General features: G+C 71.4%; 14 protein-coding genes. 12 read left to right on the top strand and 2 right to left on the bottom strand.

Annotated elements, in window-relative coordinates:
- The first annotated feature begins 248 nt into the window (after positions 1-248).
- Genes QSK39_RS08225 through QSK39_RS08175 form a run of 11 tightly spaced genes read left to right on the top strand, consistent with a single transcriptional unit; the run spans position 249 to position 13,104 of the window.
- Positions 249-827, top strand: coding sequence for a TerD family protein (locus tag QSK39_RS08225; protein ID WP_285477025.1), 579 nt, complete (start codon positions 249-251; stop codon positions 825-827).
- A gap of 24 nt (positions 828-851) precedes the next feature.
- Entirely contained in the window at positions 852-1,940 is a 1,089-nt protein-coding gene (locus QSK39_RS08220; RefSeq protein ID WP_285477024.1) for a DUF475 domain-containing protein, read from the top strand.
- Between the two features lie 28 nt (positions 1,941-1,968).
- The gene (locus QSK39_RS08215) at positions 1,969-2,544 is read left to right on the top strand and encodes a TerD family protein (RefSeq protein WP_285477023.1); all 576 of its coding nucleotides are present in this window, start codon (positions 1,969-1,971) and stop codon (positions 2,542-2,544) included.
- A 47-nt stretch (positions 2,545-2,591) separates the two neighbouring features.
- A complete protein-coding gene (locus QSK39_RS08210) occupies positions 2,592-3,806 on the top strand; it encodes a toxic anion resistance protein (RefSeq protein WP_285477022.1) in 1,215 nt (404 codons plus the stop codon).
- Between the two features lie 4 nt (positions 3,807-3,810).
- Entirely contained in the window at positions 3,811-4,245 is a 435-nt protein-coding gene (locus QSK39_RS08205; protein WP_285477021.1) for a hypothetical protein, read from the top strand.
- On the top strand, positions 4,245-4,796 hold the full coding sequence (locus tag QSK39_RS08200; protein ID WP_285477020.1) for a TerD family protein: 552 nt from the start codon (positions 4,245-4,247) through the stop codon (positions 4,794-4,796). The genes QSK39_RS08205 and QSK39_RS08200 overlap by 1 nt, the downstream gene beginning before the upstream one ends.
- Complete coding sequence (locus tag QSK39_RS08195) at positions 4,793-5,818, top strand: hypothetical protein (protein ID WP_285477019.1); 1,026 nt, start codon at positions 4,793-4,795, stop codon at positions 5,816-5,818. The genes QSK39_RS08200 and QSK39_RS08195 overlap by 4 nt, the downstream gene beginning before the upstream one ends.
- Positions 5,815-8,496, top strand: a complete 2,682-nt coding sequence (locus QSK39_RS08190) for a tetratricopeptide repeat protein (RefSeq protein ID WP_285477018.1) — start codon at positions 5,815-5,817, stop codon at positions 8,494-8,496. Before QSK39_RS08195 ends, QSK39_RS08190 begins: the two co-directional genes overlap by 4 nt.
- 21 nt (positions 8,497-8,517) lie before the next feature.
- Entirely contained in the window at positions 8,518-10,314 is a 1,797-nt protein-coding gene (locus QSK39_RS08185) for a protein kinase domain-containing protein (RefSeq protein WP_285477017.1), read from the top strand.
- A 5-nt stretch (positions 10,315-10,319) separates the two neighbouring features.
- Positions 10,320-12,200: an ATP-binding cassette domain-containing protein gene (locus tag QSK39_RS08180; RefSeq protein WP_285477016.1), complete on the top strand. Its 1,881-nt coding sequence runs from the start codon at positions 10,320-10,322 to the stop codon at positions 12,198-12,200.
- A 49-nt stretch (positions 12,201-12,249) separates the two neighbouring features.
- Complete coding sequence (locus tag QSK39_RS08175; RefSeq protein ID WP_285477015.1) at positions 12,250-13,104, top strand: ion transporter; 855 nt, start codon at positions 12,250-12,252, stop codon at positions 13,102-13,104.
- On the opposite strand, the gene QSK39_RS08170 is transcribed toward QSK39_RS08175, so the two are convergent.
- Complete coding sequence (locus QSK39_RS08170) at positions 13,093-13,779, bottom strand: TioE family transcriptional regulator (RefSeq protein WP_285477014.1); 687 nt, start codon at positions 13,777-13,779, stop codon at positions 13,093-13,095. The two genes, QSK39_RS08175 and QSK39_RS08170, sit on opposite strands and share 12 nt — an antisense overlap.
- Positions 13,780-13,808: 29 nt before the next feature.
- Between QSK39_RS08170 and QSK39_RS08165 the strand changes: the two genes are divergently transcribed.
- Entirely contained in the window at positions 13,809-14,777 is a 969-nt protein-coding gene (locus QSK39_RS08165; protein ID WP_285477013.1) for an erythromycin esterase family protein, read from the top strand.
- 58 nt (positions 14,778-14,835) lie between these two features.
- Here QSK39_RS08165 and QSK39_RS08160 read toward each other — a convergent pair whose 3' ends face one another.
- Complete coding sequence (locus QSK39_RS08160; RefSeq protein WP_285477012.1) at positions 14,836-17,160, bottom strand: chitobiase/beta-hexosaminidase C-terminal domain-containing protein; 2,325 nt, start codon at positions 17,158-17,160, stop codon at positions 14,836-14,838.
- Between the last annotated feature and the right edge of the window lie 175 nt (positions 17,161-17,335).

Here is a 17,335-nt window from a genome sequence, read left to right as displayed (position 1 = left end):
CCCCTGCGCGCCCGATGCCGCCGGCACGCTGATTCGGAATTGGTGACGATCCGGTCAAGCACACCGCGGCCGGTAACGAGCCGACCGGATCCGGCGACTGGGGTGGGTATCCACTGTCGATCGGTGGTACCCGGATAAAGCGAAAGCGATCCGCCGGGTGTAACGGAAACCATTCTTCTGCCGACATCGGCGGACGCCGTGAATGCACGCGGTGTCCTGCCGGGTTTTCGGCGACCGAGGAGGACAAAATGGGTGTGAGCCTGAGCAAGGGCGGCAACGTTTCGCTGACGAAGGAGGCGCCCGGCCTGAGCGCGGTCACCGTCGGCCTCGGCTGGGACGAGCGGACCACGAGCGGCCAGGAGTTCGACCTCGACGCGAGCGCGATCGCGCTCGGCGCGGACGGCAACGCCTTGTCCGACAAGCACTTCGTCTACTTCAACAACCTGGCCACCCCGGACGGCGCGGTGCGGCACACCGGCGACAACCTCACCGGCGGCGGGGACGGCGACGACGAGCAGGTCACCGTCGACCTCGCGAACCTGCCGGCCGAGATCGACAAGATCGTGTTCCCCGTTTCCATCTACGAGGCCGATTCCCGCGGCCAGGCCTTCGGTCAGGTGCGCAACGCCTTCATCCGCGTCGTCGACCAGTCCGACGGCGCCGAGCTCGCCCGGTACGACCTCTCCGAAGACGCGTCCACGGAGACCGCGATGGTCTTCGGCGAGCTCTACCGCAACGGCGGCGACTGGAAGTTCCGGGCCGTCGGCCAGGGCTACACCTCGGGCCTGGCCGGAATCGCCAAGGACTACGGGATCAACGCCGCCTGACCGGCACACGGACACGGGAGTGAAATGGTGCTGAAGACATTCGGCGGTTCCTTGGCGATCACGGCGGCCGGCCTGCTGCTGGCGTTCTGGTACGGCGGGACGCTCGGCCTCGCCGTCGTCGCCGTGCTCGCGGTGCTGGAGATCTCCCTGTCCTTCGACAACGCCGTCGTGAACGCCGGCGTGCTCGCGCGGATGAACCGGAAGTGGCAGCGGCTGTTCCTGACCGTCGGGATCCTGGTGGCGGTCGTCGGGATGCGGCTGCTGTTCCCGGTGGTGGTCGTCTGCCTGACCGCGAAGCTGTCGCCGGTCGAGGCCTACCACCTCGCGATGGCCGGTGGCGACATCCACACCCCGGGCACGTACGCCTCCGTCCTGCACGAAGCGCACCCGGCCATCGCGGCCTTCGGCGGCGTGTTCCTGCTGATGCTCTTCCTGAACTACATCTTCGAGGAACGCGAGCTCACCTGGCTGTCCTGGCTGGAGCGCCCGCTCGCCCGGATCGGCCGCCTGAAGCAGATCTCGGTGGTCGTCGCGGCCGGCGCGCTCCTGCTGACCGCGGACTTCCTGGCCCCGGCGGGAAAGCCGGTGAGCGTTCTCGTCTCCGGCGCGCTCGGCCTCATCACCTACCTGCTCGTGAGCGGGCTGAGCGAGCTGTTCGAACCGGACGAGGCCGGCGGGCGCGGCGGACGCCCGGTGGCCGTCGCCGGCAAAGCGGCCTTCCTCCTGTTCCTCTACCTCGAGGTGATGGACGCGAGCTTCAGCTTCGACGGCGTCGTCGGGGCGTTCGCCATCACGTCCGACCCGGTCGTCATCGCGATCGGCCTGGGCATCGGCGCCGCCTACATCCGCGCCCTGACGGTGTTCCTCGTCCGCAACGGGACGCTCAACGAATACGCCTACCTCGAACACGGTGCGCAGTGGGCGATCGGCGCGCTCGCCGTGCTCCTGCTCTGCACCATCCGGTACGACGTGCCGGAGATCGTCACCGGCCTGGTCGGCGTCGGGTTCATCGGCACCGCGCTGCTGTCGTCGGTGGTCCGCAACCGGCGGCTGTCGCGGACCCGGCCGGCGGCCGCCGAGCTCGGCACGCCCCGGCTCACCTCGGCCCACTGAACCGAACTCCGTTCGAAAGGACACGAAAATGACCGTGACACTGACCAAGGGCGAGCGCGTCTCGCTGACCAAGGCCGGCGGCCCCACGCTGACGCAGGTCCGGATGGGCCTCGGCTGGGACGCGATGCGCAAGCGCGGCCTGTTCGGCAGCCGGGCGCAGACCATCGACCTCGACGCGTCCGCGCTGCTCTTCGACGCCGGCGACCGGCTCGTCGACCAGGTCTGGTTCAAGCAGCTGGCCAGCATCGAAGGCTCGGTGCGGCACACCGGCGACAACCTCACCGGCGAGGGCGAGGGCGACGACGAGTCGATCCGCGTCGACCTCGGCCGGGTCCCCGTCCAGGTCACGACGATCGTCTTCACCGTCAACTCGTTCACCGGCCAGGACTTCTCGCAGATCGAGAACGCCTACTGCCGGCTCGTCGACGAGGCGAACGAGGGTGAGATCGCCCGCTACGACCTGTCGGGCTCCGGCCGGCACACCGCTCAGATCATGGCGAAGCTGACCCGCGAACCCGGCGGCTGGGCGATGACCGCCATCGGCGCGGCCGCCACCGGCCGGACGTTCCGCGACCTGCTGCCCGCCGTGTCCCGGCACCTCTGACCGCGACCGGCGACCCAGACCCAAACCCAGACCCAGGAGGTGTTCCGATGTCGGATCTCGAGCTCGGCGGGCCACCGTCGGCCGCGGCGCAGGCGCCCGGGAGCGGGCTGGTCCTCGCGCCGCCGGCCCCGGTCCGGGTCGTCGAACAGCAGGAGGCGGCCGGCGCCGTACCCATGGACCCCGCGAAACGCGAGGAGCTGCGGCAGAAGGCCCGCGCGTTCGTCGCGGAGCTGGCCGAACTGGACTTCCACTCGCCGGTCTACGCCCAGCGGATCCAGGGCATCACGTCGATGGGCGACCGCGACATGCGGGCGGCGGCGGGGATGTCGAACCGGATGCTCGACCGGCCCGCCGCCAAGCTGCCCGGCAAGGGCGTGCCCCGCGACGACGCGCAGACCCGCGTGTCCGCGACGCTCATCGACCTGCGCTCGACGATCACCGAGCTCGACCCGAACCGGGCCGACCTCAAGGGCGTGCGCAGGCTGCTGAAGTTCCTGCCCGGCGGCGACCGCGTCGACCGGTACTTCGCGAAGTACCAGACCGCGCAGTCGCACATCGACGCCATCATCCGGTCGCTCGACTCCGGCCAGGACGAGCTCCGCAAGGACAACGCGAGCATCGACACGGAGAAGGCCAACCTCTGGGCCACGATGGGCAAGCTCACCGAGTACAACGAGCTCGCCGGCGCGCTCGACGCCGAGATCGAGCGGAAGGTCTCGGACCTCCAGGCGCTCGGCCGGACCGAGGAGGCCGACACGCTCAAGTCCGACGCCCTGTTCGGCGTCCGGCAGCGGCGGCAGGACATCCTGACCCAGATGGCCGTCGCCGTGCAGGGGTACATGGCCCTCGATCTGGTGCGCCGCAACAACATCGAGCTCATCAAGGGCGTCGACCGGGCGCAGACGACCACCATTTCGGCGTTGCGCACCGCGGTCATCGTCTCGCAGGCGCTGGCCCGCCAGAAACTCGTGCTGCAGCAGGTCACGGCCCTGAACGCGACGACGTCGGACCTGATCGAGGCGACCTCACGCCAGTTGCAGCAGCAGGGCGCCGAGATCAACCAGCAGGCGGCGTCGTCGACGATCGAGATCGGGAAGCTGCAGGCGGCGTTCGACAACGTCTTCGCGACCATGGACGCGCTCGACACGTTCCGCGCGCAGGCGACGGACTCGATGGCGGACACGGTGGCCGCGCTGCAGGGCCAGCTCGACCGCGCCAAGCCCTACCTCGAGCGCACCCGCCGGCACGAGGGCACGAGGTGACCCGATGGCCTGGCTGCGCAGGGAAACCGGGCTGGTCCCGGTGCCCGCCGAGGCCCCTCCGGACGACACGCCGGAGGCGCTGCGGGCCGAGCTCGCGTCGCTGATCCGGTTCGTCAACGCGCGTTCGAGCCGGCTGCCGCCGTCGGCCGTGGTCACCGCGCGGGAGATCACCGACGTGCTGGCCGAACTGGTCGGCGAGAACGCGACGCCGGACATCCGCACGCGGGTGGCGGTGGCCGGGATCGTGACCGATCACCTGCCGACGACCCTGGAAGCGTTCCTCCGCGCCGGCGACACCGCGAGCGGGTCCCTGCTCGAATCGCTGCTGGACGAGGCGATCTCGCTCCAGGACGCCGAACGCGGCCGGGCCGCGGATGCCCTGCGCACCCAGGAAACGTTCCTCCGCACGAAGTTCTCGAACTCCGACCTGGACCTGTGATGGCTGATCTCAGACGTGGCTCGAACGTCGACCTGACCCGCGAAATCCCGGACCTGCCCGGCATCGTCCTCGGCGTCCGGTGGGAAGCCGGGCCGGAACCGGCGCTGGCCGACAGCCTGGTCATGGCCGCGATCCTCTGCGACAGCGCGCGCCGGGCCCCCTCGGCGGACCACTTCGTCTTCTTCAACCAGCTGACCGAACCGAGCCGCTCGGTGACGCTGACCGGGGACGACGCCGAGCAGGTCGAAGTCGTGTTCGGGGCGGTGCCGGACGAGGTTTCGCGGATCGTCGCGGTGTTGTACGTCAACGAAGGCAACGGACTGCGCCGCGGACTGGGCCGCCTCCGGACGCTGACGGTGCGCGGGCTCGACCCCCGCGACGACCGGGAGCTGGTCCGGTCGGAGAACCTGGCCACCACGCTCGACAGCGAGGCCGCGCTGGCACTGGGTGAGGTCTACCGGCACAACGGCGGCTGGAAGTTCAAGGTGCTCGGCGAGGGGTACCGGGCGGGGATCACGGCGCTGGCCGAGGACTACGGAGTCCTGCGATGACGCTCGACTTCACGGCTCCCGGCCGGGCGGAGTCCCGCACCGATCTGACGTTCCTCCGGCGGCGCCGGCCGGCCGCGCCGCCGGATTCCGGCGGCGGGAGGGAAGTGCCGGGCGCGGGGTCGCTGGATCTCGATGGCGGGATGCCGGGTGGGGCTTTGCCGAGTTCAGCCGGCGTGCGGGCGCCTCATGGCCGGGTTTCGCTGGACCTCGATGGCCGTGAGCCGGTGGAACCCGCGCGCGGGGACGTGTCGCTGGACCTCGATGGCCAGGCGCCGGTTGGGGGAATGCCGAGCACGGCCGGGATGCGGGCGCCTCGCGGCCGGGTTTCGCTGGACCTCGATGGCCGTGAGCCGGTGGAACTGGCGCGCGGTGACCTGTCGCTGGACCTCGGGGGCGAACCGGCGGTGCTCGACCGCGCCCCTCGACCGTCACAGCCGGACACTCGCCTCGCGCTGCCGGTTCGGCGGGTGGGGCGGCCCGGCCGGCCGGTCGTGCGGCTCGGTGCCGGCCGCCGGTTGCAGCTCGGGCCGAAGACGCCCGCCGTGACCCTGGACCGGCTGCAGAGCGCGATCGGCCTGCTGACCGCCGAGGCCGTCAGCGGGACCGTGACCCTCGGCTGTGCCTACGACCTGGCCGACGGCCGGTCCGGCTTTCTCGGCTCGGGAACGACCGCGTCACGCACCCCGGTGCTGGCCGTGCGTCGGCGTTCGGTGTCGGCCGATCTGAGGCAGGTCCGGCAGCTCGCCCGGCTGGTCGTGATCGCGGTGTTCCCGCCGGCCGAAGCGCCACCCGGGCTGCTCGTCGTGTCCACTTGGGACGGCGGCAGGCTCGAACTCTCGCTCGGCAAGCCCGGCCGTGGCCGCGTGACGGTGCCCCTCTCGCTCCACAACGTCGGTGGCGAGCTGGTCCTGCGGGCGGAAGAGGCGGAAGCGCTTTCGTCGCCGCGCGCTGCCGCCGAGGCGTTCGGCTTCGACCGGATCAGCTGGCTGGACGACTCCACTTGCGCCGGCGGTGTGGCGTGACCGCGTCCTACGACATCTTCCTCAGCTTCACCTGGGCCGACAGCGTCGAGGTGAACGCGCTCCAGGAGGCGCTTGAAGCCGCCGGGCTGCGGGTCTTCCGGGACAAGGAAATCCGGCGCTTCGAGGGCATCACGGAAAGGCTGGATGCCGCGCTCGCCGGGTCGAAAGTGCTGCTCGCCTACTATTCGCGCCGGTTTCCGACGCGGTATGCCTGCCAATGGGAGCTGACGTCCGCCTTCCTCGCGGCGCAACGGCTCGGCGATCCGCGGCGGCGTGTGCTCGTCGTCAATCCCGAGCTCGACGGCAACCACATCGCGCCGGTGGAACTGGAAGACGCCGCTTACGCCGGCCGGCCGGCGAACGATCGGGAACGGGCGGTCGTCGTCCGGCGGATCGCCGAACTGGCGCGTGCGGCGGGCACTCCGCTCGGCTCGGTGCGCAGCACGGCGCCGGTGCTGCCCCGGCTGCTGCGGCCCCGGCGGTTCGTCGGGCGGTACCGGGAGCTCTGGGCGATCCACAGCGCCCTGCACGCCCGCGAACTGCCGGCCACCACGCCGCGGACTTCGGCGGCGCTCGCCGTGGTGCGGGGCATCGCCGGGACCGGGAAGACCAGCCTGGCCGAGCAGTACGCCTTCCTCTTCCGGGACGCCTTCGCCGGCGGGGTGCGGTGGCTGGGGCTGTTCGGCCAGGACGATCCCGTCGGTGCGCTCGCCCGGTTCAACGAGCACGTCCGCGCGATCGCGCGGGACCTCGGCGCCGACGTCGGCGACCTGCCGCCGGACGAGGTCCGGGCCGTCGTCGCCCGGCGCATCGACGCGGCCGGGAAACCGCAGCTGTGGATCGTCGACGACGTCCCGTCGGAGCTGCCGGCCGAGGTGCTCGACCAGCTCGTCATGCCGACGTCGTCGGTCCGGACGGTGCTCACCACGAGGTCCGGCAACCCGGACTGGCCCGCGCCCGTCGTCGACCTGACCGGCTTCTCCGAAGACGAAGGTGCCGCGCTGTACACCGAAATCGTCGGGTCGGACGATCCCGGCGAGCTCGCGGCCGCGCGGCGGCTCGTCGAACGGTGCGGCGGCCACCCGATCGTCCTGACGAGCGCGGTGACCGCGTTGCGCGACCGCCGGGGCGCGGTCGACCCGGCCGGGTTCGTGCAGGTCCTCGACGAGGTCAAGGGCACCGGCGTGCTGGCGGACGCGGTGGCCGCCTGCGGGCCGACCGCGCTGCGGATCCTGCGCATCGCCGGGGCGATCTCCCGGGCACCCGTGCCGGCCGAGCTGGTGCGGCGGGTGCTGCCGGGCGAACGGGTCGATCAGGCCGTGGCCGAGCTCGCCCGGTGCGCGCTGCTGATCCACCTCGGGTCCGAATGGGACATCCACGCCCTCGTCCGCGACGCCGCCGGGCTCGACGACGAGCTCACGCGCCGAACCGCGTCGGCCGTGCTCGAACTGTCCGGGGAAGCCGGACGTCTCCACCAGCACGCCGCCGCGCTCGCCGAGCACGACTGCGTGCCCGCCGAGCAGCGAGCCCGGTTGCTGCGGATCGGGCTGGACTGGTTCCGCGGCGAGGGTGACGTCGTGGCCGCGCGGGAAGCGGCCAAGCGGATCCTGACCGCCGATGCCGGGCCGGCCGATCGCGTGGCCGCGGCCGCGGCCCTCGTCGACGCGGGCGACTTCGACGCGGCCGTCGAGGTCTGCCGCCCGCTGGCGGACTCCGGGGACGCCTTCCGCGCCCGGCTCACCTGCGCTCGCGCGCTCGACCAGCTGGGCCGGTTCGCCGACGCGGACCCGATCTGGCCGGAGTCCCTGCCGGACGGCGAAGAGACCGAGGCACGGGTGTTCATGGCCGTCGCGAAGCGGATGCGCGGCCGGTTCCGGGACGCGCTCGCCCTCCTCGACGCCGACGACCCGGACCCGCGGGCCCGGCTCGAACTGGCCCGGCTGCGGATCATCTTCGGCGAGCTCAAGCAGGCGCGGAAGACCGCCGAAGCGATCATCCGCGAGCACGACACGGCGGACCACGAACGGCACCCGCTGCGGCTGGAGGCGATCGGCGTCCACGCCGAGGCCGAGATGTCGCTGGAACTCACCGAACTCAAGGTGCGCGACGAGAACTGGGACGCGCTCGAAGCGCACCTGCGGTCCGCTCGCGACGAGCTGATCGGGCTGCTCGGACCCGAAAGCCCGCTGGCACTGGCCGCCGGCGTCCGGTGCGCCCGCACGTCCGTGACGCGCGGCCGGCCGAAACGCGCGTTGCGGGAGTTCGCGGAGCTCGAACCGAGCGTGGGCAAGGTCTTCGGCCCGCACCACCCGCTGCACCACTGGCTGAGCTACTCCACCGCGCAGGCGTACGCCCAGCTCAAGCAGTACGACAAGGTCGTCGGCATCCTGCGGCCGCTGCTCGACCGGCAGCGGGACTCGATCGGCCCGCACCACCCGGACACCATGCGGACCCAGCTCGACCTCGGCATCGCGCTGATGCTCACCGGCGACAAGGCCACCGCGGTCCCGCTCGTCGGCGAGGCCGAGCGGCGGATCGGGGAAGCCCTCGGCTGGCGGGCCGAGCTCCGGAACCGCGCCTGGGTCACCGGGCTCCTGATGAACCTGCCGGTGCTCGTCTGGCAGCTCTTTCCCCACCTCGACAACCTCTTCGGGAAGAAAAGTCCCGAAGAAGACTGAACCGTTCTGGAGGTCTTCGACATGGAAAAGGCGCTGGGCAGCCGGTACCGGCTGGGCGACCAGCTGGGCACGGGTGCGATGGGGCGGGTCTTCGCCGGCTCCGACGAGCAGGGGAGGGCCTACGCCTTCAAGGTGCTGCGCGACGAGCTCGTCGAGGATCCCGAGCTGGTGGCGCGGTTCCTGCAGGAGCGGTCCATCCTGGTCGGGCTGCGGCACCCGAACCTCGTCGGCGTGCACGACCTCGTCGTCGAGGGCGAAACCGTGGCGATCGTGATGGACCTGGTCGGCGGCGGTGACCTCCGGGCCCGGCTGACCGTGGAGAAGTCGTTGCTGCCGGCCGAAGTCGCCCGCATCGGGGCCGGGGTGGCGGCGGCGCTCGCGGCCGTGCACCAGGCCGGCGTCGTGCACCGCGACGTCAAGCCGGAGAACGTCCTGATGGACGGGACCGTCCCGCGCCTGACGGACTTCGGCATCTCGCGGCTCGCGACGGCCACCGATCTGGGCCGCCGGTCGCTGCTGGTCGGGACGCCGCAGTACCTCGCCCCGGAACTGGGCAAGGGCCTCGAAGCGACCCCGGCGTCGGACCTGTATTCGCTCGGCATCCTGCTGTACGAGCTGTGCTGCGGGGTCACGCCGTTCGCCGGGCAGTCGACGTTCGCGGTGATCCGGATGCACGAAAGCGCGTTGCCGGGCCGGCCCGCCGGGGTGCCCGACCAGCTGTGGGACGTGCTGTCCTGGCTGATGGCCAAGCGGCCGTCGGACCGGCCCGACTCGGCCCAGCAGGTCGCGACCATCCTGGACGGGCTGGTGCTGGAGCTGATGAAGGAGCCGCTCGTCCTCCCGCTCACCACGCCGCCGCCGCCGGTGCCGCTCAACGAGACGGGCCTCGGCACGCAGACCGTCTTCGGCACCGCGCCGCCTCCGCCGAGGCGTCCCGTCGCGCCCACCACTTCGCCGAACACCATGCCCACCGGAGGGACCATGCCGAAACGCCGTCGCCGGGGCCGGATCGTGCTGGCCCTGTTCGTCGTCCTGGCCCTGCTGGCCGGCGGCTGGTTCGCGTTCCGGCCGTCGCAGACCAGCAGCGCGGAGCCGGGAAGGACCGTGGCACCGGCGACTTCCGCCGCGGCGGAAGTCGCGCCCGTCAGCGATTCGCCGTCGGTGACCACGACGGCGAAGCCCAGCGTGATGCCGGACGTGGTGGGCAAGAAGCTCGCCGACGCGCAGGACGCGCTGCCCGGCATCCAGGTGACCACTGTGGACAAGATCGACGCGACCGCGGCCGACGGCACGGTGATCGAGCAGGACCCGGCCGCCGGAGCGGCGATCGGCGGGACCGTGAAGCTGACCGTCGCGCACCAAGCCCAGCTGGTCTACCTCGACTCCGTCCACCCCGCGTCCGGCGAGTGGAACAACAACGTCCAGAACACCACCATCGCCGGCAAGAACTACCTGCACGCGCTCGGCCGGTCGGTGGACTACGGCACGGACACGCAGGGCGTCGAGTACAACGTCGCCAAGGGCTTCCGCCGGTTCACCGCCACCGCGGGCATCGACGACAACGCGGGCGACTCGTCCCTCAAGATGCAGCTGGAGATCTTCGCCGACGGCCGTGAGGTGTTCAACAAGCCGGTCTCGTACGGGACGCCGGTCCCGGTCGACCTCGACATCAGCGGAGTCCTGCGGTTGCGGATCCAGTGGGAAGCCGTGTCCGGCAACCGATCGGCCTCCGGCAACTACAGCTTCCTCGTGCTCGGTACCGCGGAGCTGCTGGGCCTGCCCGGCGAGGTGCCGACGTCGACGACCACGACCGGCTGACCGGCGTGTGGATCGGCAACCGGGTCCGGATCACCATCGGCCGGGCCTCCGACAACGACATCGTGCTGGGCGACCTGCAGGTCTCCCGCCGCCACGCCCGGCTGGAACGCGTCGGCGGGGCGTGGCGGCTGACCGACCTCGGCAGCCGGAATCCGACGCTGGTCAACGGGGTCCCGGTCGCCGGGAAGTCGCCGATCGCGGACGGGGACCGGATCACCGTGGGGGCCACCGATCTGCGGGTCGACGGCGACAACCTCGTCGCGACCGGCGGGGAGCGCACCCGGCTCGTGGCCGACGACGTCGGGTTCGCCGTCGGGGGCCGGTCGCTGCTGTCGGGCGTCTCGCTCGATCTGCGGCCCGGACAGCTGGTCGCCGTCGTCGGGCCGTCGGGCGCGGGGAAGTCGACGCTGCTCAAGGTGCTCTCCGGCGAGGTCGCGCCGACCAGCGGGCGCATCACCTACGACGGCTACGACATGCACCGGCAGCGCTCGGCCGTCGCACGGCGGGTCGGGGTGGTGCCGCAGGACGACGTCGTCCACACGCGGCTGACCGCCCGCAGTGCCCTGTCCTACGCGGCGAAACTGCGGTTGCCCGACGACACCGACCCGGCGGCCCGCCGGCGCCGGGTGGCCGAGACGCTCGCCGAAGTCGAGCTGACCGAGCACGCGCGCACGCCCATCCACCGGCTGTCCGGCGGGCAGCGCAAGCGCGTGTCGATCGCGCTCGAACTGCTGACCGCGCCGTCGCTGCTGATGCTGGACGAGCCGACCTCCGGCCTGGATCCGGCGCTCGACAAGCAGATCATGGGCCGGCTGCGCGAGCTCGCCGACGCCGGCCGGACGGTCGTGGTGGTGACGCACAACGTCACGCACCTCGACGAGTGCGACCTCGTGCTGCTGCTCGCGCCCGGTGGCGTCCCGGTGTTCAGCGGGCGGCCCGCCGAACTGCGGGCGCGGTTCGGCACCGCCGACTGGGCCGACATCTTCCACCGCGTGGTCGCGGGGACCGCGCCGCCGCACCAGCCGGCGCACGTGGGTCCCGCGGCGCCGCCCGAGGCGGCCGCGGAGCCGCCAGCCGTGCACGCCGGGCTGGGGCACCAGGTCGGCACACTCGCCGCCCGGCACCTGCGGCTGATCTTCGCCGATCCCGGGTACGCGCTGTTCCTGCTGCTCGTCCCGGTCGTGCTGGCCGTGCTCGCGCTGGCGGTCCCCGGCCACGAAGGGCTGCGGCGGTCGGTACCCGAGCACCCGATGGAAGCCGGGCAGATGCTCGTGCTGGTCTTCGTCGGCGCGGCGTTCATGGGAGCGGCGGCTTCGGCGCGGGAAGCCATCGCCGAGCGGGCGATCTTCCTGCGGGAACGGGCGGTCGGCCTGCGGCCCGGCGCGTACGCGCTCGCGAAGACCGTGGTCTTCACGCTGGTCGCGGCCGTGCAGTCGGCGGTGCTCGTCGGGGTCGTGACGACGGTCAAGCCGGGGCCGGTGGACGCCGTCCTGCTGTCGCGGCCGGTCGGCGAGCTCGCGGTCGCGGTCTGGCTGACCGCGCTGGCGTCCTGCCTGCTCAGCCTGCTCGGCTCGGCGCTGGTGCGGTCGATCGAGCAGACGACGCCGGTGCTCGTCGTGACGGTGATGGCCCAGCTCGTGCTGTGCGGCGGGATGATCCCGGTCGCCGGGCGGCCGGTGCTCGCCCAGCTGTCCTGGCTCGCGCCCGCGCGGTGGGGTTACGCCGCCGGGGCCGCAACCGTGGACCTTCCGCAAACCGGGCCGGTGGACCGCCTGTGGACCCACGACTGGCCGTGGTGGCTGGGCTCGGCCGGTGCGTTGCTGCTCTCGGCGGCCGCCTGCACGGCGCTGTTCGCGGTCCGGTCGCGGCGGGTGCGGCGGAGCTGAGCCGGGGCGGCGAACCGGCTGATCAGCACCCTGCGTGCCATCATCGGGCATGGCCACCCTGCGCGACGCGCGCGAGCCGGAGCTCAACAGCGGGATCCTGCCCGGGAACGTGCGGGCCGATGACTGGATCATGCTCGTCCTCGCCGCCGGGTCGGTCGGGCTGCTCGGGTTCATGCTGGTCAGCCCGCCCGCGCGCGACGCCGCCCTCGTGATGTTCTACGTCGACTGCGGGATCTGCGGCGTCTTCTTCATCGAATTCCTGTGGCGGTGGCGGAAACGCAAGTGGTCCAAGAAGTTCCTCGTGCGCAACTGGTACGAGCTGTTCGCCATGGTCCCGGTCGCGCACCCGGTGATCACCGGGCACAAGTTCATCGGGGTCGTGCTGCTGCTGGTCCGGATCGGGCGGGCGGCGGACCGGGCCGTCGGGGAGCAGTTCACCTACCGGCTCGTCGACAAGCTGTCCGAGCCGATCGTCAAGGCCATCAAGAAGCCGGTGACCATCGCCGTGCTCGACGAGGTCGTCAAGGTGCTGGAAACCGGCAACTACCCCGAAAACCTCGCCAAGTCGCTCGAGGGGAACAAGGCCGAGCTGCGCACGATCATCGCCGAGAAGATCGCCGCGGACCCGCAGCTCGGAAAGCTCAAGCGGCTGCCGTTCCACGACGAGATCGTGCGGACCGTCGTCGACACGTCGTTCCGCGTGCTGCTCGAAGTGCTCATCGACCCGCGGATCGACGACTTCTTCTCCGCCGTCGTGCGCGACAACCGCGAGCAGATCCGGCAGGCCGTGCAGCTCGGCCTGCACGAAACCGACGACGAGGAGCGGGAGAAGGCCCTGCGCGTGCGCACCCAGCACTCAGCCGCCCTCGAGTACGACCGGCTGCACCGCGAGTCACGGTCGTGAAGTGAGGTACGCGCTGAGCAGGCCCGCCGCGTCGAGCATCGCGACGCCGCGCGCGGTGAGCTTCTCCTGCCACGTCCCCAGCGCGGCAGCCAGTGATTCGGTGCCGCCCGCGGTGCGGACCTGGCCGACCACCGTCGCGATGTGCGCCAGCGGGTAGCCGCCGCGCCTGAGCAGGTGGGTCAGCTCCGCGTCGCGGACGTCGGCCGCTTCGAAGACGCGGTAGCCGGTGGCCGGATCGCGGGCGGGGACGAGGATGCCCGCGCGTTCCCACGCGCGCACGGTCGCCGCGGTGACGCCGAGGCGGTGGGCCAGCTCGCCGATGGACCAGTCGGCCGCAGCCGGCTCGGGGACGGGCTCGGTCAGGTGGCCGATGGCCTGGCGGACCGCGTCGAGGGTTTCCCGGTCGCGCAGCAGCCGCAGGTGGCCGCGGTCGACGAGCGTCAGGGCGCGGCCGACGTCGCCGTCGTGGACGGCGGTCATGATCCCGCCGGCCGTCGCGTGCCCGTACGCCGCCACCAGCGCGAGGAACGCGCGCAGCGCCGCCGCGTGAACCTCCGTGTAAACCCGGTAGCCGCTCGGCGTGCGCTCAGCCGGCGGCAGGAAGCCGTCCTGCTCGTAGTTGCGGACCGCCTGTGTGGAGATGCCGTGCTCACGGGCGAGGTCAGCAGGTCTCAACCGAGTCTTCAAGGATACGATTCAACCACATGGACATCACGGACTTCACGGCCGAACTGCTCGCGTTCGGCGAGCCCACGCACTTCGAACCGGCCTTCGCGCGGCTCCGGAACGACTTCTTCGCGCAGCTCGCGGCCCACGGCTTCCGGTCGATCGCGCTGGAGACCGACCGCGTCGCCGCGCTCGACGGCGGGTTCTCGCACGGCTTCGGCGAGCTGGACGCCAACCGGCAGCTGCTCGCGTGGATCCGCGAGTACAACGAGACCGCCGACGAACCGCTGACCTTCCACGGCTTCGACGCCCCGACCGAGATGTACAGCGCGCCCAGCCCGCGCACCTACCTCGAGCACGTCCGCGACTACCTGGGTCTCGACGTCGACATCGCGGCCCTGGCCGGCGACGACGAACGCTGGAGCCGCTCCGAGGCGATCCTCGACCCGGCCGCGTCGCCCGGCGCGTCACCCGAGGCCCGCGAGCTGCGGGTCATCGCCGACGACCTGCTCGTGGCCCTCGACACCCGAGCCGAGACCGCCGGGTGGGACCGCGCCCGGATCCACGCGAACGCCGGGCTCGATCTGCTGCGCTACCACGCGGCGTCGGCGCGGCCCGGCGATCGGGACACGAGGATCGCCCGCCTCGCGAGCGCCCGCGCGGGCATCATGGCCAAGAACCTCTGGGACATCCACGGTTCGCAGCCCGGCCGGACCCTGGTGTTCGCGCACAACGCCCACCTGGGATCCGGTGCCGGCGCGATCGTCGCGTCGCGGCTCGGCGACCGGTACGCCTTCATCGCCGGCAGCCTCGGCCACAGCGACGCCCTCGGCCTCGGCGAGCCGGCCGCGGACACCTACGAAGGCCACCTGCAGCGCGACACCGGTGCCTGGAAGCTGACCGCGGAAATCCCGGCCGGTCGCACCCGGGACGACGCCGACCACCGGTACGCGCCGCTCACCCGGGAGCTGCTCGAGCACGCCGACGCGATCCTGCACGTCGCGTGAAACACAGCGGCCCCCGCACCGGGGTCGGGTCCGGTGCGGGGGCCGCTGGTTCACCCGGTTACGGGTAGCTCACCACGTTCACCGGCACCGTGCCCGAAGGCGTGACGCCGCCGGTGTCGTTGATGACGTGGGTGATCGTGCCGCGGTAGTTGAGCGATACCGACAGCAGGCTGTGGAACTTGACGCCGCTGGTGTTCGGCACTTCGAACGCGTGGTAGCTGGACACCGCCGGGTTCGTGTCGAAGAAGCAGTAGCTCCCGAGACCCCAGGCCTCATGGGACGTCACGTTCGCCCCGACCTTGTAGGCCGCGTACCCCGCGACTCCCGATGGCGCGTTCCACGACGCCTGGTTCGGCACGTCGTAGGGCATCTCGTTCTGGAAGAAGATCGTCTTCCCGCCCTGGCCGTTCCAGATCACCTGGTACTTCTGGTAGTGCTCGACGAACAAGCCGGTGGCCAGCACGTTCGCGCCGTTCACCACGAGCCCGGTGTCGGCCGTGTTGGTGTTCCAGCCGACCGTGCCGCCGTTGCCGTGGTCGGCCCGCCACGCCCAGATGTGGTCGATGATCGTGTTGGCGCTGTTGACGATCAGGCTGTTCGTCGCCTTGCCGGCGATCGCGCCGCCGATCCGGAAGAACACGTCCTGGACCGTCGTCGGGTTCGAAGCGTGGGACGCCGACGAGCCGGACTGGCCGACCGTGAGCAGCGCCTGCGAGTTCGTCGTGCCGGCGTCGAAGAGCAGGCCCTTGAGCCGCACGCCGTCCACATCGGACACCTGCATCGCGTTGACGCCGTTGTCGGGCACCAGCGTCGGGTAGCCGATGCCGAGGATCGTCGTGTTCGCCTTCGTCACGTTGAGCGTCTGGTTGAGGTGGTAGATGCCCGGCGTGAAGAACAGGTTGCAGCCCGCGGCGAGCGCGTTGTTGATCGACGCGGCCGTGTCACCGGACTTGACGACGTAGAACTGGCTCATCGGCGCCGACGTGCCCGGGGTGCTGCCGCTCGCCCAGCTCGGGCCGGACGCGTTGGTGCGCAGGGACGGCAGGAACACGCGGTACTTGCCGGTGCCGTCGACGTAGAGGTAGGGCACGTCGCGGGAGACCGGGGTGGTCGACAGCGTCGTCTCCGGCGGGTTCGGGAACGTGTTCGCCGGCGCGCCGCTGGTGCCGGAGAAGACCATGTTCCAGACGCCGCCGTCCCAGCTGCCGAGCTGCGAGTCGCGGGTGTACCACTGCTGCTGCGAAATCGACGCCGCCTGGCCGGCGACCTTCGAGTCGGCGATGTAGCCGCCGCTGGCGAAGCCGTAGCTCGCCGGGTACAGCTGCAGGTTGCCGCGGACGTCCATCCGGCGGAACGGCGCGGCCTGCGCCACGGCCCAGCGTTCGCTGCCGCCGGAGGGCACGACGGCCAGGTTCTCCGCCGAGCGCCAGAAGTTCTGCAGCGCGACGCCGTTGTCGGAGGCGTTGAAGGCGTCCACCGTGACGTCACCGTTGATCACGACGTCGCCCGGGTTCTGCCCGAGGCCGGCGACCGAGGTGTAGAAGCCGACGTTGTCGTGCACGTTGTTGTAGGTGCCCGGCTTGAACAGGTGGGCGACGCGCCGGTCCGCGAACTGCGCGGTCAGCGTGTCCTTCTGGTTGTTGAAGTCGGTGTCGAGCTGCGCCTGGATCGTCGCCGCGGACATGCCCGGGTCGAAGATCCGCACGTTCGAGCCGAAGTTCGGGGTGTCGGACTGCGTCGGGCAGCCCGCCTGGGTGCCGATCGTGTAGCTCGCGCTGGACACCGGGGACGTCGTCGAACCGGACTTGAGCGCGATCGCGTTGACCGTGCGGGAGTTCGGGACGCTGATCGGTCCACTGTAGAGCGTCGAAGACGCGGTCGGGGTCGAGCCGTCGACCGTGTACCGGATGGTCGCGCCCGAGGTGGCGCTGCTGATCGTCACCGTCTGGGCGCTGGAGTACGTGCCGCCGGGTGGGCTGAACGTCGGCGCCGACACCGTCGTCGAGCTGCCGCCCACGGTGTAGGTGAAGTGCGGGGTGTCGTACTGCGGGCCGCTCTTCTCGTAGGTGAACCAGTAGTCGAGCGTGTTCCCGGTGCTCAGGCCGTTGACGGTGGTCCGCCAGGTGCCGGAGCCGTTGACCATCCGCACGTTCTGCTGGCCGACGCCCGGGACGCCGGTGTAGTGGACGTCCACGTACACCGCGGGGGTCGTCGGGGTGAAGTTGAGCTGCAGCTGCGTCGAGCTGAGCTGGGTGACGCTCTGCGTGTAGTCGTCCGCGGCCAGCGCGGCGGGGGCGCTCAGCCCGGCCGCCACCAGCAGTGCCGATGCGACGAGCGCGAGCCTCGGGCCGCGTCGTCGAAGCTTGTTCAGGGTCCGGTTCACGCCGTGACACCTCCGCCGTTGGGGATCCACGAGCATTCGTTGCGAGTCACAACAAATTAGCTCCCGCTCAGCGGGCCTTCGGTCACTTTTCGGTAACACTTGTCTGGACCAATACCTTGGTCGGGTGAGGGGTTTGGTGACCGTTCGTCCGATTGGCCGCGCAGTGGGCGAATGA

Origin of the sequence: Amycolatopsis sp. NBRC 101858, from assembly GCF_030269325.1 — a bacterium.
Taxonomy (GTDB): Bacteria; Actinomycetota; Actinomycetes; order Mycobacteriales; family Pseudonocardiaceae; genus Amycolatopsis; species Amycolatopsis ponsaeliensis.
Note: the sequence above shows the minus strand (reverse complement) of the source record. Positions and strands in the feature narration are given on the sequence as shown.

Bases quoted from the DNA above. Each gene is read 5' to 3' on its own strand.
- QSK39_RS08225 (WP_285477025.1), top strand. From the start codon at position 249: ATGGGTGTGAGCCTGAGCAAGGGCGGCAACGTTTCGCTGACGAAGGAG.
- QSK39_RS08220 (WP_285477024.1), top strand. From the start codon at position 852: ATGGTGCTGAAGACATTCGGCGGTTCCTTGGCGATCACGGCGGCCGGC.
- QSK39_RS08215 (WP_285477023.1), top strand. From the start codon at position 1,969: ATGACCGTGACACTGACCAAGGGCGAGCGCGTCTCGCTGACCAAGGCC.
- QSK39_RS08210 (WP_285477022.1), top strand. From the start codon at position 2,592: ATGTCGGATCTCGAGCTCGGCGGGCCACCGTCGGCCGCGGCGCAGGCG.
- QSK39_RS08205 (WP_285477021.1), top strand. From the start codon at position 3,811: ATGGCCTGGCTGCGCAGGGAAACCGGGCTGGTCCCGGTGCCCGCCGAG.
- QSK39_RS08200 (WP_285477020.1), top strand. From the start codon at position 4,245: ATGGCTGATCTCAGACGTGGCTCGAACGTCGACCTGACCCGCGAAATC.
- QSK39_RS08195 (WP_285477019.1), top strand. From the start codon at position 4,793: ATGACGCTCGACTTCACGGCTCCCGGCCGGGCGGAGTCCCGCACCGAT.
- QSK39_RS08185 (WP_285477017.1), top strand. From the start codon at position 8,518: ATGGAAAAGGCGCTGGGCAGCCGGTACCGGCTGGGCGACCAGCTGGGC.
- QSK39_RS08175 (WP_285477015.1), top strand. From the start codon at position 12,250: ATGGCCACCCTGCGCGACGCGCGCGAGCCGGAGCTCAACAGCGGGATC.
- QSK39_RS08165 (WP_285477013.1), top strand. From the start codon at position 13,809: ATGGACATCACGGACTTCACGGCCGAACTGCTCGCGTTCGGCGAGCCC.